The sequence below is a fragment of the Dysgonomonas sp. 25 genome (assembly GCF_010501075.1).
In the GTDB taxonomy this organism is placed as follows: domain Bacteria; phylum Bacteroidota; class Bacteroidia; order Bacteroidales; family Dysgonomonadaceae; genus Dysgonomonas.
In genome coordinates, this window is record NZ_QVMN01000001.1 from 283532 (window position 1) to 303989 (window position 20458).

Here is a 20458-nt window from a genome sequence, read left to right on the forward strand (position 1 = left end):
CAGCCTGTTTGGAGATTATTCGAAGTTGAATATCAGGGATATCATGCGTGTTTTCCCTGACTTCACCGCATTGCGGTATTTCAGCATATCCATGTCCGTCAGGTCCGAAGTGTCCTGATTCACCACATCAGCCAATCCGAGAGAGAAGCGGAGTTCGGGACATAATTTAAACATTTTGAGGTAGATATTACACCCTATACCAAAATCGAGGCCATAGTCCATGTTCTCGAAGCGGATAGCTTCGTCTTTCTTATTTCCCAATGCCCAGCTTCCGTATCCTCCGAACAGGAAATAGGGGCGGGCATTGTGTATGCGTCCTCCGCTGAATTTTATATGCAGGGGTGCGGTGATATAGTTGCTTCGGTATGCCTTTTCGTACTTCTCACCTGTCGATTGCTCGCGATAGGCAAACTTCTTCTCCCCAAAGTGTAATCCGGGAGAAAAGCGGACATTCAGGTATTGATTGATATACCTGTCGGCAATAAATCCGACACTGAATCCGGGCGAGTAGGAGGGTACATCGGCAAACCAGACCTCGCCGGTAGAGGTAGGCGTACCTGTATTCTTCATCACTAAATCTTGTGTATGAATGCCAACATAAAAACCTAAATGATAGAGCTTCTGATCGGCATAAGGGAGATTCTGCACCTGATGGTACGACTGGGCGTTGGCGGATAGCGCCATCATGCCCGAAAGCAGGATAAGGAGTGTGGTGTATATATTCTTTATTTTCATTCTTCTGTTTATCATCTACAACGGTTAAAGCCCCGTATTTAGTATATTTATCTTTATATCTTCTTTAGAAAGATTCAAAACTATCATTTTATTCTTAAAATAAGTAAATTAACAATTCACTGCAAAACAATATGTTGAATCTTTTTGTTTCTTGTGTATAGATAACATATATGAAACCATTATTATTATCTATTTGCTATAAAACAAAAAACTATTTATATTTGTCATATCAAAGTTAGTAATAATATTAAAATTTAGAAACTATGGCTTACGTAATTAATGAAGACTGTATAGCATGTGGTACTTGCATCGACGAATGTCCGGTATCAGCTATTTCTGAGGGCGATATCTATAAAATCGATCCTGATACATGTACTGATTGTGGTACTTGTGCAGATGTATGTCCGACAGAAGCAATTCATCCGGCTTAATTTATACCGGGAATTAAAATAATAAGAGGCTGTTCGATTGAGCAGCCTCTCTTTTTATGTCCGGTTCATTCGGATGATTAGTTATTTTCCGGTCTTAGTTTACGAACCGTTTCGCCCGTACGCCACATTTCGCTTTCGCGCAATGCTTTGAGTTCTTCCTCTAACTTCTCGCGATAGTCAGGTTGCGAATTGGTATCGATAGAGCGTTGAGCTTCGTTACCGCATGCCACTTCTTTATAAAGCTTCTCAAAAACAGGCTTGGTTGCATCATGGAAAGGTGTCATCCAGTCCAATGCTCCACGCTGAGCCGTAGTAGAACAGTTGGCATACATCCAGTCCATTCCCTTTTCGGCAAATAGTGGCATCAAAGACTGTGTAAGTTCCTCTACCGTTTCGTTAAATGCTTCCGACGGAGAGTGTCCATTCTCGCGCAATACCTCGTATTGAGCCAGTAACAGGCCCTGTATAGCACCCATCAATGTACCGCGTTCGCCAGTAAGGTCTGAATATACCTCACGTTTGAAGTCTGTTTCGAACAAATAGCCCGAACCTACACCGATACCCAGCGCTATTACACGTTCTTTGGCACGTCCTGTCGCATCCTGAAAGATAGCATAGCTCGAGTTCAAACCGCGTCCTTCGAGGAACATGCGGCGAAGGCTCGTTCCCGATCCTTTAGGCGCAACAAGGATAACATCTACATCAGCCGGAGGAATGATACCTGTACGCTCTTTGTAGGTGATACCGAATCCATGGGAGAAATAAAGGGCTTTTCCTGCTGTCAGGTAAGGCTTGATACGCGGCCATACTTCGATTTGAGCAGCATCCGACAACAGGTATTGGATAACTGTACCCTTTTCGGCAGCTTCTTCTATTTCGAATAATGTTTCGCCCGGAACCCAGCCGTCAGCAATGGCTTTTTCCCATGTTTTGCCTCCTTTGCGTTGTCCTACGATGACATTGAAACCGTTGTCGCGCAGGTTAAGGGCTTGTCCCGGTCCTTGTACACCGTAACCGATAACTGCTATGGTTTCGTTTTTCATTACTTCTCTTGCTTTTTCCAAAGGAAACTCTTCACGGGTAGCTACATTTTCGACTACCCCTCCAAAATTCATTTCTGCCATGATAAATTTACTTTTTGTTTTAAATTATAATATGTATTACTTCTTCTCTCGCTATTGTTATTGCCATGTTATACGTGTGGCACTCACAATCGTTTCGCCATCTTTCATCTCGAGGATATAGCGGGAATCTTCCTCCTTCTTTTGCAGAATATCGATTTTCCGTCCGTATTGCCCTTCGGATAAATAGTTGATTTCGAAACGTTTTATTTCTTTCTCCTTGAACAGGTTGATATCGAATACATCGACAAAATGTTCGATATATTTCATGCTGTTCAAGTGTTTATTGATGTCTATATCGCTGTATTTCACAACAAAGCTGCCCGCTATTGCAGCACCCTCTTTCAATACAGGTATTTTGCTCAAATCCTCGATAGGGCATTCCTTACTTTCATCTATGTAATCGGTTAAGCGGAACAACTCCAATACATTGGTCGGCTTACGCGTAGTCATATCTATAGATGCCCACAACGATTTGGCATATCCTATTTCTTTGCCTTCGGAATCCTCAAAAGCGAAAAAACGTTCAGTGAAAAGGCGGTTAACACTATGCACCCATGTCTTGATAACCATAACCGTATCATTCTTAGGATATTCGAGCAATTCGATAGCCATGCGCGAAAGCACCCATACCCGTTGCTGCGAGGTCATGGCCGAATAGCCGAAACCGCGTTCTTCGGCATGTTTGGTAGCTGCCTGCAACATAAATCCGCCAATCATAGGCAAGGTTGCTTTCCCCCGAAAGTCCGAGAGGTAGGCATCTATCATAAATTCATATCTACCGATAGTAGGTATCATAAAACGTTATTTTGAGTTATGTTTTTTGTCTAATTCGCGGAGCATGTCGCTCAATCGTTCTATCTTCGATTTCGTAATGGCAATGCGCCCCGAACGAATGAATTGCAGCACGCCGATTGTGGCGCTCAACTCTTTAAAAAGTTCCTGCGTCTCTTTGTGATGTCCAGTCTTCTGGATAACTACACTGTTCTCGTTTATATCGAGGACAAAAGCATTATGCTTACGGATAAGCTCTTCTGCCGAAACCATTTTCAGGAAATCGGGCGTGGAAAGCTTATACAGGGCTATCTCCTGATGAATCAACTCGTCGTCGGTGTTGTAGTACGCTTTCAGCACATCCACACGCTTATCTATTTGCAGGACAACCTTTTTGATAGTTTCCTCGTCGCTGAATACCGTAATGGTAAACTTATGTATGCCTTCGATGGCCGATGGCGATACCGATAAGGTTTCGATGTTTAGTTGCCGACGGATAAAAACACTGGTTACCTGCCCCAACAAGCCGACTGTATTTTCCGAGAAAACGGTTACTGTATATAATATTTTATTCTCCATCACTGTTATGGTAACATTTTTGAGTATCTGAAATCTAATTCTCTTATAAGTATATTACATAATTCGTCTTGAGAAATCAATGAGTCCACCCGGAAAGATGTTTCCCCAAAGTTAGCGATTCTTCTCCAATCGGACACATCCCAGATGAAATGTTCCATATTGAATGTAGGATTCCCGACGGAATCTTTCTTCTCATACAACGAGATGCGGTATCGCCGTGTGCCGTTCAACAAATTACCGGAAGGCAATTCCTTGAAATCGAAATAATTATAGATGATAGAATCAGCACCTTCTTTCGTATATGGCTTCTCCCAATTGTAGAGGGTATCGGACATACCTTTATAGCTGTTTTCGAAACAAGCTTTGATTTCGGGATAGGCGATATTGGCGTCTACATAGATATTACGTACCTCGTATTTGCCTTTATCCGATGAGCAGCTATATAATACCCCCAAAAGAGATATAATAATACACATTATGATAATATAAACTTTATTCATTCTTCTTCAAAAGTAATTGTATATGAATCTATTAGTTCGTATTTCCCGTTTATGTATTTATAAACTCTTGTTTCTTCTACATTTTCATCTATCATTTCAGAAACTGTTATTGTTTGGTTGAGATAGTCAGTCGAACGTTCGCTTAATATCCCGTCCATTATATCCGTTTCTTCAAATTGTTGAGAATCCTTATTGTACAGCCAATAACGATAAATCCCTCCCCGGGCAAGCCATTGCATATCCAAAGCAATATCGGGGTATCCATCGAAATTTATATCGCTCAAGTGTATTGTATTGCTTGACGGACGTGCATCTAAGCCGGCAATTTCCTGAACTACATTGTCCGATAAATCATAAATAACTATTTTTGTCAGGCTATCAGTATTAAAGCCTTTATCGGTATAATCACTTTTGAATGTAAACAAAGGAACAGTTGTATCATAAAAATGCTGCATTTCAATAAGCTCTTCCTTTCCATGCTTCCATATCTTTTTACCTGACAATGTTCCTTTTTCTAAATCAATAACAGCTTCTATCCGTGTTTTCTCGACAGAATCTCTATTTATCACTTCTTTTCCAAACAAGTTCAGCCTATTTTCTACGAATTTCCCACTCATACCTCTATAAATATGAGGCGAAAACCTGGTATGTCTATTCCTATAAGTTATTTTTGACAAGGAATCTTTCTTATTGATACTGACAGACATAATAAGCTCTTCATCGCCAATTTTCCCGGTCAATACATAGTCATATATAACACACATTTCTTTCAATTGAGCATCACTTACTTGTGGAACAGCTTCTTTTTCTTCCGCTTCCACCGCCGGTAAGGGGGTAGGGAGCAAATCCGGTTTTTCTTGCTCTTTCCCTGCCATCTGACAGGAGAAAAGCAAAGCAGATAAAAGCAATATGATAATATGATGTATCTTTAGTTTACTCATTCCCCAACAATATATCGGTTATACAAGCCCCTGCCGGAACCATCGGGTAAATCATCCCTTCGTGCTCTATTTCAACATCCAGAATATAAGCGCCTTTGTGATTCAGCATTTCGGCGATAGCACCGTCTAATTCTTCGCGCGTCATTACCTTTCGCGCTTTTATGCCATAAGCATCGGCTATCTTTACGAAATCGGGGTTTATCAACTTCGTCTCCGAATAGCGTTTATTGAAAAACATATCCTGCCATTGGCGCACATTGCCAAGATAGTGATTATTTAGTATAATTATCTTAACATCTGTGCCATATTGCATAATCGTTCCCAGCTCCTGAATGGTCATCTGAATACCTCCGTCGCCGGTGAAAAGGCAAACGGTACGCTCCGGAACGCCATATTTAGCGCCTATCGCAGCCGGAAGCCCGAACCCCATTGTCCCCAATCCGCCCGATGTAACCATACTGCGCGTACGGTTATACTTGCAGTAGCGAACGCTCATCATCTGGTTTTGACCGACATCGGTAACCATAACAGCATCATTTCCTGTGGCTTCCGATACCTTATTGATAACTTCACCCATCTTCAGATGTCCCGATTGAGGATGAAGCTCTTTCTCGATAACAACCTTATATTCTGTTTCTTCGTGCGGCTGAAATCCGGCAATCCAGTCGGTATGTTTTTGTGGTTCCAACAGTTTGGTCACTTCTGCTATTGTTTCTTTGGCATCTCCTACAACCTTCACGTCCACAGCTACATTCTTGTTGATTTCGGACGAATCGATGTCGAAGTGGATAATCTTTGCCTGCTTGGCATACGTATTCAGGTCACCCGTCACGCGGTCGTCGAAACGCATACCGATGGCGATAAGCACATCACATTCGTTCGTCTTCATATTAGGGCCGATGTTTCCATGCATCCCCAACAATCCTTTATTCAACGGATAATCCGAAGGCATAGCCGACAATCCCAACACAGTAGAAGCTGCCGGAATATCCGCTTTTTCGAGGAAAGACATCAGCTCTTTCTCTGCTCCGCTCAGGATAACACCTTGTCCGACAAGGGCAAAAGGTTTCTTCGCCTGATTGATTAATGCAGCAGCAGCTTCTATGTCTTTTTGTTTTATCTCGGGTTTCGGTTGATAGCTGCGGATAAACGTCGTTTTCTTGTATTCGAAATGGTCGATTAACCCGAACTGGGCATCTTTGGTAATATCCAGTACCACTGGTCCGGGACGTCCGGTGGAGGCGATATAAAACGCCCGCGAAACAGCCCAAGCAATATCTTCGGCACGGCGTATCTGATAAGCCCATTTGGAGGTCGGTTGCGTAATGCCTACTACATCCGCCTCCTGAAAGGCATCGCTACCCAGCAGGGAAGAGGCTACCTGCCCTGTGATGACTACAATAGGCGTGCTATCTATCATAGCATCGGCTATACCTGTTATGGTATTGGTTGCCCCCGGCCCGGATGTCACCAATGCCACGCCGACCTTGCCCGATGTGCGGGCGTAGCCTTCGGCGGCATGAGTTGCTCCCTGTTCGTGGCGGACAAGAATATGATTCAGTTTATCTTTATAATCGTACAAGCTATCGAAAACAGGCATAATAGCTCCGCCGGGATAACCGAATATGGTGTCTACTCCTTCGTTTATCAATGATAGCATCAATGCTTCGCTGCCGTTAATCTCTTTATTCATAACCAATTAATAATTCTTAATTAATAATTCGCGTAGCGCCTAAGTCTGCCGAACTTACCATACTGGCATAAGCCCGCAAAGCTTTGGATATATACCTGTCCCTGTTCGGTTTGAAAGCATTATCACCTTTGCTCAACTCTTGTTGGCGGCGGCTTTCCAGCTCGCTATCAGAAAGTTTTACATTTATCGAGCGGTTTGGTATATCTATTTCGATAATATCGCCATCTTTGACCAATCCGATTGCTCCTCCCGATGCCGCTTCCGGCGAAACGTGCCCGATTGACAATCCCGATGTTCCACCGGAAAAGCGTCCGTCGGTAATCAACGCGCACTCTTTCCCTAAGTGGCGCGATTTGATATAGGAAGTAGGGTAGAGCATCTCCTGCATTCCCGGGCCACCTTTAGGGCCTTCGTAGACGATGACAACTACATCGCCCGAAACAACTTTCCCTTTTAATATGCCATCGCAAGCATCATCCTGCGAATGGAATACTTTTGCCGGGCCGGTGAATTTGAATATACTTTCGTCTACCCCGGCAGTCTTTACTACGCAGCCATTCAAGGCGATATTTCCTTTCAAGATAGCTAATCCGCCATCTTTAGTATAGGCATGCTCCATATCGCGGATGCAACCATTTGCACGGTCGGTATCGAGCGTGAGATAATAGGTTTCCTGCGAACCCATCACTAAATTGAAACGGTTGGCAGGAGCCGATTTATACAGGTTCTCCGCTTCGGGAGTAGGATTCTCTTTTGTTATATCATATTTTTCTATTGCCTGAGCCAACGTCATACCATCTGCCCGATTGACGGATGTATCTACCAATCCGCCTTTGGCAAGTTCGTTCATAATACCGATTATTCCTCCTGCACGGTTGACATCCTGAATATGATATTTTTGCGTATTAGGAGCAACTTTACACAAACATGGCGTTTTACGGGATAACTTATCGATATCATCCATCGTGAAATCTACTTCGGCTTCCTGTGCAATTGCTAATAAGTGCAGGATTGTATTGGTAGAACCGCCCATTGCAATGTCCAATGTCATAGCATTCAGAAATGCCTGTTTGGTAGCTATGCTGCGGGGCAGAATACTATCATCGCCATCGCGGTAATATTTATAGGCGTTTTCTACAATCATTTGGGCTGCCTTTTCGAACAGTTTTGCACGGTTGACGTGTGTCGCGACGATTGTTCCGTTACCCGGCAGGGCTAAGCCGATTGCTTCGTTCAGGCAGTTCATGGAATTGGCCGTAAACATGCCCGAACATGAACCGCACGTAGGGCAAGCTGAACGCTCGATAGCTTCGACTTCTTTGTCTGATACACTATCGTCAGCCGATTTTATCATGGCATCTATCAGGTCGAGGTGCTGTCCGTTAAGCTCTCCGGCTTCCATCGGTCCACCGGAAACAAAAATAGCCGGAATATTCAATCGCATGGCAGCCATCAACATACCCGGAGTGATTTTGTCGCAGTTGCTGATGCATATCATGGCATCGGCTTTGTGCGCATTGACCATATATTCGATGCTGTCGGCTATCAAATCGCGCGAAGGTAGGGAATAGAGCATCCCGTCGTGTCCCATAGCTATTCCGTCGTCTATGGCTATGGTATTGAATTCGGCTGCGAAACAGCCGAGTTTTTCGATTTCCGCTTTTACCTTTTGCCCTATCTCGTGCAGGTGGGTATGTCCCGGAACAAACTGTGTGAACGAATTGACTATGGCGATAATCGGTTTGCCTATCTGCTCATCTTTCATCCCGTTGGCACGCCAGAGCGAGCGGGCTCCGGCCATCCTTCTTCCCTGCGTACTATCTGAACTACGTAATGCTATTTTCATATATTCTTAACTATCGATATTTTCTAATAAAAAAGCCTTTCCCGCACTGAGAAAGGCTTATGTCATTTCATCCCTATTATTTCATATACACATACCTTTCTCATTTATTCTGCCAGAGGACGAGAATATCAAGAACGAGCACATGTAAAATACAATTTGTCATATTTATGATTGAATTGATGACACAAAGTTATAAACTTTTTGATAAAAACAAATTTTCTGTGTGGAAATATTTCGAAAGATGTTCTTTTTTATTTTAAACATATTATTGATTTGTCTTTTTGTAAAGCTAAAACAGCTATACATATAGAAATTTGACAAGCAAATTTTCTAAAATATCCAATACAGAAAATTGTTTCCGTATTTTTATTGCGAAATAGTTCCTAATTATTGATTGTTTTTTTAACTTTGTTAGCCTAATAAAAACAGAATTATCAACGTAATAACATGTCTTCAGAAAAAAAAATCAAAAAAGCACTCGTTTCAGTCTATCATAAGGATGGATTAGATAATATAATCAAGCAATTAAACGCATTAGGCGTAGAGTTTATTTCAACAGGAGGAACGCAGCAATTCATTGAATCATTAGGCTTCAAATGCGAAGCTGTAGAGGACTTGACAGGCTATCCGTCTATCTTCGGCGGGAGAGTAAAGACGCTCCACCCGAAAGTTTTTGGCGGAATATTGCATCGCCGCGATTTGGCTGATGATGTAGAACAGGCCGAAAAGTACGAAATCCCCGGAATAGATTTGGTTATAGTAGATTTATATCCTTTCGAGGAAACAGTCGCTTCCGGCGCAGACGAACAAGCTATTATCGAAAAAATAGATATAGGTGGCATTTCTTTGATACGTGCTGCTGCCAAGAATTTCAAAGACGTTATTATCGTTGCATCGAAAAGACAATATGCTCCGTTGGCAGAATTGTTAGAAAAGAAAAAAGGAAGCTCGGACATTGCCGACCGTAAATGGTTTGCAAAAGAAGCGTTTGCCGTATCATCATCTTACGATTCGGCGATATTCAATTATATGGATGGCGGAGAAGGCTCTGCATTCCGCTGCGCCGTGGATGATGCCATGCATCTCCGTTATGGTGAAAATCCGCACCAGAAAGGAACTTTCTATGGCGATTTCAGCCAGATGTTCGAACAGAAACATGGACGCGAAATATCATACAACAATTTGCTGGATATAGAAGCGGCTGTCAACTTAATAAATGACTTCGACGAAACGACAGTTGCCATCCTCAAACATAACAATGCCTGCGGTATTGCTTCGCGTAAGACAGTATTGGAAGCATGGAAGGATGCTTTGGCAGGCGATCCTGTATCGGCCTTCGGTGGTATTATTGTGGTGAATAAGAATATCGACAAAGAAACGGCAGAAGAAATCAACAAAATCTTCTTCGAAATCGTTATAGCTCCATCATATGATGCGGATGCTTTCGAAGTTCTTGCTCAAAAGAAAAACCGCATTATCCTTGTACAGAAGAAGAAACCAAGCGAAACAGCCCAATTCCGTTCGATGCTGAATGGTGTGTTGGTTCAAGATAAAGATTTAAGTACGCAAAAAGCAGAAGATTTAGAGTTGGTTACAAGCAGGCAACTGCAAGGAACCGAATTGGAGGACTTGTTGTTTGCCAACAAACTGGTGAAACATACGAAGTCCAATGCCATTATTCTGGTTAAGAATAAACAACTTTGCGCAGGCGGTACGGGACAAACGTCACGCGTAGACGCATTGAAACAGGCTATCGAGAAAGCACATTCTTTCAACTTCGACTTGAAAGGAGCTGTTATGGCATCCGATGCTTTCTTCCCTTTCCCCGATTGTGTCGAAATAGCCGGAAAAGAAGGCATTACGGCCGTTATACAGCCCGGAGGATCTATCAATGATAAACTCTCGGTCGAGTATTGCAACGAGCATAATATTTCGATGGTTATGACAGGGGTAAGACACTTCAAACATTAAGAATTTAGTAATATAAAACATCTCAATATAAAATAGATATGGGATTATTTTCATTCACTCAGGAAATAGCAATTGATTTAGGTACGGCAAATACCATCATCATACATAACGGAAAAATAGTAGTAGACCAACCTTCTGTCGTAGCTGTAGAGCGCAAAACAGGCAAAATGATTGCCGTGGGCGAACAAGCTCGTCAGATGCATGGTAAAACGCACGAAGATATTCGTACTATCCGCCCGCTGAAAGATGGTGTGATTGCCGACTTTACGGCATCGGAACAGATGATTCGCGGAATGATAAAAATGTTCAACAAGAAGAATCGTTTGTTTTCGCCATCGTTGCGTATTGTTATCTGTATTCCTTCGGGAAGTACGGAAGTCGAAACACGCGCTATCCGCGACTCTGCCGAACATGCAGGGGGACGCGATGTATATATGATTTACGAGCCTATGGCTGCTGCATTGGGTATCGGGCTCGATGTGGAAGCGCCGGAAGGTAATATGATTGTCGATATAGGCGGTGGTACAACCGAGATTGCTGTAATATCGCTGGGTGGTATCGTTTCCAACAAATCTATCAAGATTGCAGGAGACGACCTGACCGAAGATATACAGGAATATATGGGACGCCAGCACAATGTGAAAGTAGGGGAGCGTACGGCCGAAAACATCAAGATAGCTATCGGCGCGGCTCTTACGGAATTGCCGCCGGAAGAAGTGCCGGAAGATTATGTAGTACATGGCCCTAACCGTATGACATCTTTGCCGATGGATATTCCTGTGTCTTATCAGGAGATGGCGCATTGCTTGGATAAATCCCTGTCAAAGATGGATTCGGCTATTTTGAGTGCTTTGGAGCAAACGCCACCCGAATTGTATGCCGACATCGTGCGCAATGGTATCTATATCACCGGAGGAGGTGCTTTGTTGCGTGGTTTGGCAAAACGTTTCTCCGACCGCATCGGGATTACGTTTCACATACCCGAAGATCCGTTGCATGCAGTTGCAAAAGGTACCGGCATAGCCCTGAACAATATTGAGAAATTCAACTTCCTGATACGCTAATAACGCTTATCCCTAAATATGCTATAGACAACAGAGCATGCATAATTTATTAGAGTTTTTGAGGAAAAACAGTCCTTTCTTCCTTTTCGTTTTATTGGAAGTTATCTGTTTTTACTTCATCTTTTCGCATAATTCATATTCAAAAAGTGTATTCTTCAATTCATCCAATGTGGTGAGTGGAAGCATATACAGTGTTGCCGATAAAGTAACTTCATACTTCGACCTGAAAGAGGAGAATGAAAGACTATTGCAACAGAATCAGAAAATGGGAAAAGAAATTTTAGCTCTGAAAGATTACGTGTCTTTTGTCGAAAATGATAGTGTAAGAGTGAATATTTTATTGGAAAAGTTTTCAAAAAAGAAAACTCAGTACAATTTGATCTCTGCCAAAGTAGTCAACAACAATATTTCGCATTCGGATAACTATATAACGATAGATAAAGGAGCGAACGATGGGGTAGTGGATGAAATGGGTGTATCTTCGCCGTCGGGCGTCGTCGGCATAGTAACCTATGTCAGTAACCATTACGCAATTGTGCAACCTGTACTGAACACCGATACCAAAATCGGTTGCAAAGTGCTGCGGAATGGGGAATTCGGAGTACTGAAATGGGAAGATAATGATCCGCGATATGCTTATTTAACCGATTATCCGAAGTACAAACCTTTCGAAATTGGAGACACAATTATCACGAGCGGTTATTCGGATATGTTCCCCGAAGGAATTTTAGTTGGAGTAGTAGAAGGTTCGAAAAAACAATTGGATGATAACTTTTACAGCCTGAAAGTTCGTTTATCGACCGACTTTGGTACACTGAAAAATGTGTTATTGATCCAAAACACTACATTCGACGAACAAGTAGAATTAGAAAACAGAGCAAGAAATGCAAAGAGATAGTATTGTAAAATATGCCTTGATGTTTGTCATACTGGTACTATTACAGGTATTAATATTCAACAGAATATCTTTGTATGCATACGCCACGCCTTATCTCTATATCTACCTTATCATAAAACTTCCGGTAGGCATACAACGGAATATTACTCTACTTGTGGCCTTTGTATTAGGCTTTACGATAGATATATTCAGTAATACGCCCGGTGTGAATGCTGCGGCAACAACATTAGCGGCATTTTTCCGCCGTCCGATACAATCCGTCATGTTTACGCTGGACGATTACGAAGAGAAAGTACCATGCCTGTCATTGTTAGGATGGACTTTTGTCAAATATGTATTATTAATGGTGCTTATCCACCATACAGCCTTAATCCTGTTGGAATCCTTTACCCTGTTTAATATCGAAATGCAGTTGTTGAGAATACTATTCTCCTTTATACTGACATCGATACTGATATTCATTTTGGAAGGCTTCTCCGTTCAAAAGAGGAAAAAGTAGTGAAACAAAACAAGTTGGATTTAGAAAAAAGAAAGTATGTAATAGGCGGTATCGTTCTTGTTACGGTACTTATCTATGTCGTACAATTATTTTATCTCCAGATTGTTAATAATGAATATAAAGGCTATGCCGAAAACAATGCTTTTTTCAACCGCATGGTATATCCTGCCCGTGGAACGATTTCGGACAGGAACGGCAAGCTGATGGTTTTTAATGAACCAACCTACGATTTGGTATATATTCCCAAAGAGGTGGCCAAATTCGATACACTCGATTTATGCAGAATCCTCGATATAGAAAAAACACAGTTCGATAGTTTAATAAGAACTATCAAACGTAAGCGGGACTATTCGCCATATAAACAGCAAACAATACTTACACAGCTCGGCGTGAAAGAAAGCGCCTTGATTCAGGAAAAATCGTTTAAATTCCCCGGTTTCTTCATTCAGAACCGTACTCTCCGCCAATATAACTATCATAGTGCCGGATTATTGCTGGGTTATGTTGCCGAAGTGAACCAGAAACAGCTCAAAGAAGATGAATACTACGCACCGGGCGATTATGCCGGAAAGTCCGGGATAGAGCTTTCTTACGAAAAATATATGAGAGGGGAAAAAGGTACGGAAGTATTGCTCCGGGATGCACGTGGACGTATTCAAGGGAGGTATAACAATGGCAACAGCGATACTCCACCGGTTTCGGGACATAATCTTACGCTCTCTATCGATATCGAGCTTCAGGAATATGGCGAAAAACTGATGAAGAACAAGTTGGGCAGTATTGTAATGATAGAGCCTTCTACCGGCGAAATCCTTTGCCTGGTTACTTCGCCCACCTACGATCCCTCCATGTTGCTTGGAAAAGAGTTCAGCGAAAATTATGTAAAGTTAGAACAAAATCCACTCAAGCCGTTATTTAACAGGTCAATACAATCGGCATACCCTCCGGGATCGACCTTCAAAACGACACAAGGATTGATTTTCCTCGAAGAAGGCATTATAAATCCGTATACTTATTATTCTTGTCATCATGGCTATCCTCCTCTTGGCGGCCGGCCTAAATGCCACGGGCACATAACACCATTAAACTTAGTACCGGCATTGGCAACTTCCTGTAACTCTTACTTTTGTTACGGGTTAACGGCTATGCTCAACAATGATAAATATGGCGGTGTGGGAAATGCTTTTGAAGTCTGGAAAAACCATTTGGTAGATATGGGATTCGGCTACCGCCTTGGGGTTGACCTGCCATACGAAAACCGCGGATTCATACCCAGTACGGCATACTACAATAAACACAAAGGCGTGAATTGGAAGCCTGCAAATGTAATCTCTATCTCTATCGGACAAGGTGAGGTATTGCTGACGCCTTTGCAGGGCGCTAATCTGGCGGCAACTATTGCCAACAAGGGTTATTATTATACACCGCACGTTGTTAAGGAAATACAGGACACCATTTTAGACGAAAAATATACAGAGAAAAACTATACAGGCATCAAGGAGGAGTATTATAGTATTATCCTCGACGGGATGCGAAGAGCTGTTACCGAGGGAACTTGTAAGGGAGCTAACTTGGGTGCTGAAATAAAAGTATATGGAAAAACAGGTACTGCCGAAAACTCGCATGGTAAAGACCACTCTCTTTTCATGGGTATCGGCGAAAAGGATGGAAAACAGGTAGCCATATACGTTATAGTCGAAAATGCCGGATTCGGAGCCACTTACGGTGTTCCTGTCGGGCGTTTGATGATAGAGAAAGCCATTCGTGGCGAAATATCACCAGAGAATAAAGGCATAGAATACAATATAATGCATACTTCGTTGCTGCCTAATTATTACTATGTATGGTTATGGAATCAACGAAAGCCTAAAGATTAAAACTGTCAGGATCAACTATGTACGAAAGAAAAGAAGACAGTATAACGAGTAGCGTGGATTGGGTAACAATAGTATTGTTCCTCGTCATGATTGTAGCCGGATGGATAAGCATATACAGTGCCAGCTACGATTACGAAAACGTGAAGACAATGTTCGACCTCTCGGGACGTGCAGGCAAACAGTTAGTCTGGATGGGAACATCCATCGTCCTTGCTTTTGTCATATTGAAACTCGATTCCCGTACATTCGATACCTTTGCTTACTTGGTTTATGCGGGATTGATGTTGCTGCTCTTTATCACTATTTTTATCGCACCTGATATTAAAGGCTCTCGATCGTGGCTGGTCATAACAAACGATATACGCCTGCAACCGGCTGAATTTGCCAAGTTTGCGACAGCATTAGCTTTGGCGAAGTTTATGTCTTCATACAATTTTAAATTGATGAATGTCAAGAACCTGACTATTGTATGTGCGATGATTGCTTTGCCTATGTCGCTCATCCTTCTTCAACAGGAGACAGGTTCGGCACTCGTATTTATATCCTTTATGCTCGTATTGTATCGTCAGGGGCTTCCGGGAATTGTTTTATTTGCCGGATTAGCTACTGTTGTACTTTTCATCATCGGACTGAAATATTCCGAAACAGATATGGGCTTACTCACGCAGGGCGAATTTATAACGACAGTGTTGGTCGTCGTAATTAGTGCTATTTTAGTAGGAGTATATATAAAAAAAGGTAAAGGTGTTCCGCGTAATATATTGATAGGAGGGACATTGATATATGGTGCTGCTTATCTGCTCTACAAATTCGGCTTGTCTGTCAACTGGGGAATTGTTGGCTTAGTGGCAATCGGCATATTAACGATCTATTTGATAGTTCTCACGATCAAACAACGGGCACTATCTTATCTCGGCATCATAGCAGTAGTGGTGATGAGTATAGCATTCGTTTCCGTTATCGATAATATATTCAACGATGTATTGAAACCTCACCAGCAAGTACGTATAAAGGTGGTGTTGGGAATGGAAGAAGATAAAAAAGGCGCCGGTTACAATGTCAACCAGTCCAAGATAGCAATCGGTTCGGGTGGCTTCGCAGGGAAAGGCTTTCTGGATGGGACACAAACAAAATTGAAATACGTCCCCGAACAAGATACCGACTTCATTTTTTGTACAGTAGGCGAGGAAGAAGGATTTATTGGGACAGTTGCCACTTTGGCGCTCTTTGTCGCATTGATTCTCCGGCTGATATTCTTATCCGAGAGGCAAAAAAACGCCTTCGGGCGGGTATATGGCTATTGCGTCGCGGGGATAATCTTTTTTCACTTGGCTATCAATGTCGGCATGGTGATTGGGCTGACGCCCGTGATAGGAATACCATTGCCGTTTTTCAGCTATGGAGGCTCGTCTCTGTGGGGATTCACCATATTGCTATTCGTCTTTCTGCGGATAGATATGACAAGGAAAAGAAGGACTGCTTAGTTATTCTTTCTCAGCCATTCGGCTAATTGCTCAAAGCTATTTATTTCAACAGTCTCATTATCAGATGATAATCGGATAAGAGTAGGAGAGTGGACGGCTATTTTTAAGGCTGTATCGTCCTCTTTATCTGACATTTGTATATTGTATCTGGCTAATAGGTTCTTTGTCCAGTAGTGCAGTAATGGCGTATCCGCCTGAATGAAAGCTTTTTTTGTCCCCGTCACTTTAGGCAGAAAAACGCCCGATTCATCGTTGAATACAATATTTTCGCTATCAAAGAAATTATCCATCGCACCGGATAAAACAATATCCTCCGTAACACCACATTGCAAACCTTTCTCGCGCGATAAAAGCCACAATCTGTCGGCGAGATGCAAAGCCAAATCGACATTATGCGTAGACAAAAGTATTGTTTTCTGCTGATTAATAGCTAATTGGTGCAGAAGCGAAATAATCTCTATACTGCTTGTTATATCCAGAAAAGCGGTAGGCTCGTCCAACAGGATAATAGGACATTCCTGTGCCAATGACTTGGCTATCATGGCTTTTTGCCGCTCTCCGTCAGAAAGTTCAGCAATATAAGCCTCTTTTTTATGGGCGATACCGACATCTTTAATTGCCTGATTGACAATCGCTTTGTCTTGTTCATCCAATTGCCCGAAGAAGCCCGTGTATGGATAGCGCCCCAATTCAACTAATTCTCTGACAGTCAATCCTCCTGCCGAAGTCTTATCCGTAAGCACAAGCCCCATCCGCTTGGAAAGGTCTTTCTCCTTATAGCTTTGTATACTTTTCCCTTCGAGAGAAATCTCTCCCGAAAGCACAGGTTGTGAAGCACTTATCGTGCGGAGTAGGGTAGACTTGCCTGCCCCGTTAGCCCCCAATAAGCAGACTAATTCGCCTTTATACAATTCGAACGATAAATCGGAATATAAGCAGTTGGTATCGTGCTGTTTTGTCTTGTGATACCCGATAGCAATATTTTCTGCCGATATAATAACTTCCCGGTTCATCAATTGAAATATTGTATTTTCTTCTGATTAATAATAACATACAGGATTACCGGAACACCAAAAATCGGTGTAATGGCATTCAAAGGCAATGCTCCCCTGTTGCCCGGAAGCACACAAATCAAGTTGCACAAAAGAGCTAATGCCGCACCGATAAAAATCGTAACAGGCAATAGCGATTTATGATTCGAAGTACCCAAAAGTAAGCGCCCAATATGTGGAACTGCCAACCCGATAAATCCCACAGGGCCGCAGAATGCACAGGTTATAGCGGTGAGCAATCCGGCACAGATAAGCAGTAAAAGGCGTGTTGTTTTGATATTTACGCCTAAATTGGCGGCGTAGCGTTCACCTAAGAGCAAAGCATTCAGCGGCTTAATCAACAAAATAGACAAGAATAACCCAATAGCTACAACAATGCAATAGAATGGTAATTGCTCGATGGAAACGTTGCCGAAGCTACCCATTCCCCACATCATATAGCTGAAAGCATTGTCGCTCGTGCTCCAGAATTTGAGGATGGAAATAACAGACGATGTCAGGTACCCCACCATTATCCCAATAATGAGCAACATAACGTTATTCTTGACTATGGAGGCAAAGCCCATAATGATGATGAGTATCAAGGCGGCACCGACAAAAGCCCCGAAAACGACAGTCATAGAGTAGGAGAGTGAGAACCCGCTTGTAGAGCCGATTCCTGCGCCTAACAGCAAAATAATAACAGCTACCCCAAGGCTTGCCCCCGAACTGATACCCAATATTCCCGAATCGGCTAAAGGGTTTCGGAAAGCTGTTTGCAGTAAAAGCCCCGATACAGCAATCGCGCCTCCTGTAAACAATGCTGTTATTGCTTGCGGGAGACGCGATTCGAATATGATTATCGGCCATGTCCGTCTTTCAGCTTCTTTTCCCAACAGGATATCTATCACAGCATCTGCCGGTATAGTAGCCGAACCGAAAAATAAATTCAGGACAAACAGTACAACTATCAGTAAAAGAAATAGAAGACTATATTTCAGCCCTTTAGACATGGTTTCAATGATATGCTCGTTGTTATATTACTCGATGACTTTATATTTATTGCCGGTTTCCTTCACTACCTGACGATAGAATTTGTCCGGATAGCCTACCCGTTGCGGCGATGATGCTTGCCCATGCTCGTTGCGGATAAACTCACCGTTTTTCTCTTTGCGCACAACTCCATCCATATATTTAATTAATAGGAATTCACCGAGTTTTTTCCATTTGTCGAAAGCATATTGCGCTTGGTCGCAGCTATACTCGGTCAGGTATTTTGTTACCTGATCGGGATGCTTTTCGAACATATCGGATGCGAATTTCTCCGTTTCAATCTGGTCTTTATCGAATTTATATTCCAATTCCCTTTGTACCTTTTTCATGTCAGGGTACATATAATCCCACTTGGAATATACCATATTAGATACCCAGTTGTGAATCCAGAAGCTCGATGTCCACGAAAAAGTGTATAAATCGCCGTTTCCAACGCGGAAACATTCAGGCGTTTCCGTTATCGAACAATACATCGGTGTATATACCGTCTGTGCGGCATCGTCCATCCCGAACCAAAGGATTCCTCCTATCGGATTCGGCAGCCACGAACGCATCTGGGCAACAAAAGTAAATCCTGTTTGCTGCGTAGCTATCGGGCGTTCATTGCAATATTTCACCGAATCCACTTCCCATTCCAGTGGAGCCCAGCGATATGGGCTATTGAACGGGCCGGCACCTACGTCCTTGCTCCAGTCCAAAGCTGTTCCTTCGTAATGGTCGCGCATCATTTCCTTTACATCACTCAATGACAGCTGCCTATCCGGTTTGATATACAAAGGCATCGGATCGTTGGTCACACCCAATGCGTACGATACATATTTAGCCATGTCTTTGTTGAAACGGTTGAAGAAGCTCCATACACGGGCTTCGCAATAGCGTTGTCCACCGAAATCAAGCGGATTGTAAGCTTTCGCAAAGCTAAAATCGGCATCTGTACCTGAATAATAACCTTTTTCGCGGGCAAAAGATACAACGTCCGGTGAATACAGGCAATTTTCAGGATCATTCAACGGAAATTGCTGTATACGGGCTTGGTTAGCATGAGCAGCTATACAGTCATCCGGGATACGGACAGCTACCCATACAGCGCCTTTGTTGCCACGCCCTTTGCCAATCATTTCCAATATCCATATTTCGTTCGGATCGGCAATAGAAAAGGATTCGCCTCCACTGTAATAGCCATATTTTTCGACTAATCCGGTCATTATCTGAATCGCTTCGCGGGCGTTTTTAGCCCGTTGAAGTGTTATGTATATCAAACTTCCGTAGTCGATTATTCCTTCGGGGTTTTCCAGTTCCGAGCGTCCGCCGAATGTTGTTTCTGCTATAGCCAACTGAAACTCGTTCATATTACCCACAACATTATAAGTTCGTTCTACCTGGTCTATTTCGCCCAGAAACTTGCCGGTATCCCACTCATGCACTTTGAGCTTTTCGCCCGGTTGATATTTGCGAGCCGGCCAATGGTACAGTTCTCCATACAAAGCATAAGAATCGGCTGAATAGCTGATGAAAGTCGAACCATCGGTAGAGGCGGCTTTTCCTACTAAAAAATTAGTACAAGGAAAAACCGGAAGAATACCTATGGCTAATAATAGGATAATCGAATAGAATGTCTTCATATTTCTTATTATTTGATATTGATAGGTTATTTTTCTGTTGTTTGCGTAAAGATAATTATTATTATGCAATATAAGAATAAAGATATCCCTCACAAAAGAGATAAAGCAGCGATAAAACAACATTTTTAATATTTCGGGGGTGTTTACAAATGGAAAGAATATAGTTGATTCTGGCAAATTCTGAATAACAATTGTAAACTAGCAGAGTTGTATATAAATATATATAGATGTATTCATATATAAATGAATATTATTAAAGTATAAATACAAAAATAAATACAGATGATCAGCCGTATATACAAAAGTAACTATGCATAGAGAGCAAGCTTAATAACTACA

The 20458-nt window shown here is 42.4% G+C and carries 18 protein-coding genes; 7 read left to right on the forward strand and 11 right to left on the reverse strand.

Annotation, left to right across the window (positions count from 1 at the left end; translation table 11 throughout):
- Positions 1–15: 15 nt before the first annotated feature.
- Complete coding sequence (locus D0T66_RS01240; RefSeq protein WP_163355191.1) at positions 16–735, reverse strand: porin family protein; 720 nt, start codon at positions 733–735, stop codon at positions 16–18.
- Positions 736–998: 263 nt separating this feature from the next.
- On the opposite strand from D0T66_RS01240, the gene D0T66_RS01245 reads away from it, so the two are divergent.
- Entirely contained in the window at positions 999–1166 is a 168-nt protein-coding gene (locus tag D0T66_RS01245) for a DUF362 domain-containing protein (protein ID WP_163355192.1), read from the forward strand.
- 77 nt (positions 1167–1243) lie between these two features.
- On the opposite strand, the gene ilvC is transcribed toward D0T66_RS01245, so the two are convergent.
- From ilvC to ilvD, 7 genes are read right to left on the reverse strand one after another with little or no spacing between them, the layout of a single operon-like run.
- Positions 1244–2290, reverse strand: coding sequence for a ketol-acid reductoisomerase (gene ilvC / locus D0T66_RS01250; protein WP_163355193.1), 1047 nt, complete (start codon positions 2288–2290; stop codon positions 1244–1246).
- Positions 2291–2347: 57 nt separating this feature from the next.
- Positions 2348–3085 (reverse strand): acyl-[acyl-carrier-protein] thioesterase, encoded by a 738-nt coding sequence (locus D0T66_RS01255; RefSeq protein ID WP_163355194.1) that lies wholly within the window; start codon positions 3083–3085, stop codon positions 2348–2350.
- Between the two features lie 6 nt (positions 3086–3091).
- A complete protein-coding gene (gene ilvN / locus D0T66_RS01260; protein ID WP_163355195.1) occupies positions 3092–3640 on the reverse strand; it encodes an acetolactate synthase small subunit in 549 nt (182 codons plus the stop codon).
- A gap of 5 nt (positions 3641–3645) precedes the next feature.
- A complete protein-coding gene (locus D0T66_RS01265; protein WP_163355196.1) occupies positions 3646–4140 on the reverse strand; it encodes a hypothetical protein in 495 nt (164 codons plus the stop codon).
- Entirely contained in the window at positions 4137–5015 is an 879-nt protein-coding gene (locus D0T66_RS01270) for a hypothetical protein (protein WP_163355197.1), read from the reverse strand. The genes D0T66_RS01265 and D0T66_RS01270 overlap by 4 nt, the downstream gene beginning before the upstream one ends.
- A gap of 58 nt (positions 5016–5073) precedes the next feature.
- Complete coding sequence (gene ilvB, locus D0T66_RS01275) at positions 5074–6774, reverse strand: biosynthetic-type acetolactate synthase large subunit (RefSeq protein WP_163355198.1); 1701 nt, start codon at positions 6772–6774, stop codon at positions 5074–5076.
- Between the two features lie 16 nt (positions 6775–6790).
- The gene (ilvD, locus tag D0T66_RS01280) at positions 6791–8620 is read right to left on the reverse strand and encodes a dihydroxy-acid dehydratase (protein ID WP_163355199.1); all 1830 of its coding nucleotides are present in this window, start codon (positions 8618–8620) and stop codon (positions 6791–6793) included.
- Between the two features lie 447 nt (positions 8621–9067).
- Between ilvD and purH the strand changes: the two genes are divergently transcribed.
- The 6 genes from purH to rodA are packed head-to-tail and all read left to right on the forward strand — an operon-like array spanning position 9068 to position 16413.
- Entirely contained in the window at positions 9068–10591 is a 1524-nt protein-coding gene (purH, locus tag D0T66_RS01285; RefSeq protein ID WP_163355200.1) for a bifunctional phosphoribosylaminoimidazolecarboxamide formyltransferase/IMP cyclohydrolase, read from the forward strand.
- Between the two features lie 38 nt (positions 10592–10629).
- Positions 10630–11655, forward strand: coding sequence for a rod shape-determining protein (locus D0T66_RS01290; protein ID WP_163355201.1), 1026 nt, complete (start codon positions 10630–10632; stop codon positions 11653–11655).
- Between the two features lie 37 nt (positions 11656–11692).
- A complete protein-coding gene (mreC, locus tag D0T66_RS01295) occupies positions 11693–12553 on the forward strand; it encodes a rod shape-determining protein MreC (protein ID WP_163355202.1) in 861 nt (286 codons plus the stop codon).
- The gene (gene mreD, locus D0T66_RS01300) at positions 12540–13052 is read left to right on the forward strand and encodes a rod shape-determining protein MreD (RefSeq protein WP_163355203.1); all 513 of its coding nucleotides are present in this window, start codon (positions 12540–12542) and stop codon (positions 13050–13052) included. Before mreC ends, mreD begins: the two co-directional genes overlap by 14 nt.
- A complete protein-coding gene (mrdA, locus tag D0T66_RS01305; protein WP_163355204.1) occupies positions 13052–14929 on the forward strand; it encodes a penicillin-binding protein 2 in 1878 nt (625 codons plus the stop codon). The genes mreD and mrdA overlap by 1 nt, the downstream gene beginning before the upstream one ends.
- Before the next feature lie 17 nt (positions 14930–14946).
- Positions 14947–16413 carry a rod shape-determining protein RodA gene (rodA, locus tag D0T66_RS01310; RefSeq protein ID WP_163355205.1) on the forward strand — a complete coding sequence of 489 codons (1467 nt, stop codon included), beginning with the start codon at positions 14947–14949 and terminating at the stop codon, positions 16411–16413.
- On the opposite strand, the gene D0T66_RS01315 is transcribed toward rodA, so the two are convergent.
- The 3 genes from D0T66_RS01315 to D0T66_RS01325 are packed head-to-tail and all read right to left on the reverse strand — an operon-like array spanning position 16410 to position 20119.
- Positions 16410–17426, reverse strand: a complete 1017-nt coding sequence (locus tag D0T66_RS01315) for an ABC transporter ATP-binding protein (RefSeq protein WP_185154800.1) — start codon at positions 17424–17426, stop codon at positions 16410–16412. The genes rodA and D0T66_RS01315 overlap by 4 nt on opposite strands.
- Entirely contained in the window at positions 17426–18457 is a 1032-nt protein-coding gene (locus D0T66_RS01320) for an iron ABC transporter permease (protein ID WP_163355207.1), read from the reverse strand. The genes D0T66_RS01315 and D0T66_RS01320 overlap by 1 nt, the downstream gene beginning before the upstream one ends.
- A gap of 27 nt (positions 18458–18484) precedes the next feature.
- Positions 18485–20119, reverse strand: a complete 1635-nt coding sequence (locus D0T66_RS01325) for a C69 family dipeptidase (RefSeq protein ID WP_163355208.1) — start codon at positions 20117–20119, stop codon at positions 18485–18487.
- Positions 20120–20458 lie beyond the last annotated feature (339 nt).

Bases quoted from the DNA above. Each gene is read 5' to 3' on its own strand.
- D0T66_RS01240 (WP_163355191.1), bottom strand. From the start codon at position 735: ATGAAAATAAAGAATATATACACCACACTCCTTATCCTGCTTTCGGGC.
- D0T66_RS01245 (WP_163355192.1), top strand. From the start codon at position 999: ATGGCTTACGTAATTAATGAAGACTGTATAGCATGTGGTACTTGCATC.
- ilvC (WP_163355193.1), bottom strand. From the start codon at position 2,290: ATGGCAGAAATGAATTTTGGAGGGGTAGTCGAAAATGTAGCTACCCGT.
- D0T66_RS01255 (WP_163355194.1), bottom strand. From the start codon at position 3,085: ATGATACCTACTATCGGTAGATATGAATTTATGATAGATGCCTACCTC.
- ilvN (WP_163355195.1), bottom strand. From the start codon at position 3,640: ATGGAGAATAAAATATTATATACAGTAACCGTTTTCTCGGAAAATACA.
- D0T66_RS01265 (WP_163355196.1), bottom strand. From the start codon at position 4,140: ATGAATAAAGTTTATATTATCATAATGTGTATTATTATATCTCTTTTG.
- D0T66_RS01270 (WP_163355197.1), bottom strand. From the start codon at position 5,015: ATGGCAGGGAAAGAGCAAGAAAAACCGGATTTGCTCCCTACCCCCTTA.
- ilvB (WP_163355198.1), bottom strand. From the start codon at position 6,774: ATGAATAAAGAGATTAACGGCAGCGAAGCATTGATGCTATCATTGATA.
- ilvD (WP_163355199.1), bottom strand. From the start codon at position 8,620: ATGAAAATAGCATTACGTAGTTCAGATAGTACGCAGGGAAGAAGGATG.
- purH (WP_163355200.1), top strand. From the start codon at position 9,068: ATGTCTTCAGAAAAAAAAATCAAAAAAGCACTCGTTTCAGTCTATCAT.
- D0T66_RS01290 (WP_163355201.1), top strand. From the start codon at position 10,630: ATGGGATTATTTTCATTCACTCAGGAAATAGCAATTGATTTAGGTACG.
- mreC (WP_163355202.1), top strand. From the start codon at position 11,693: ATGCATAATTTATTAGAGTTTTTGAGGAAAAACAGTCCTTTCTTCCTT.
- mreD (WP_163355203.1), top strand. From the start codon at position 12,540: ATGCAAAGAGATAGTATTGTAAAATATGCCTTGATGTTTGTCATACTG.
- rodA (WP_163355205.1), top strand. From the start codon at position 14,947: ATGTACGAAAGAAAAGAAGACAGTATAACGAGTAGCGTGGATTGGGTA.
- D0T66_RS01315 (WP_185154800.1), bottom strand. From the start codon at position 17,426: ATGAACCGGGAAGTTATTATATCGGCAGAAAATATTGCTATCGGGTAT.
- D0T66_RS01320 (WP_163355207.1), bottom strand. From the start codon at position 18,457: ATGTCTAAAGGGCTGAAATATAGTCTTCTATTTCTTTTACTGATAGTT.
- D0T66_RS01325 (WP_163355208.1), bottom strand. From the start codon at position 20,119: ATGAAGACATTCTATTCGATTATCCTATTATTAGCCATAGGTATTCTT.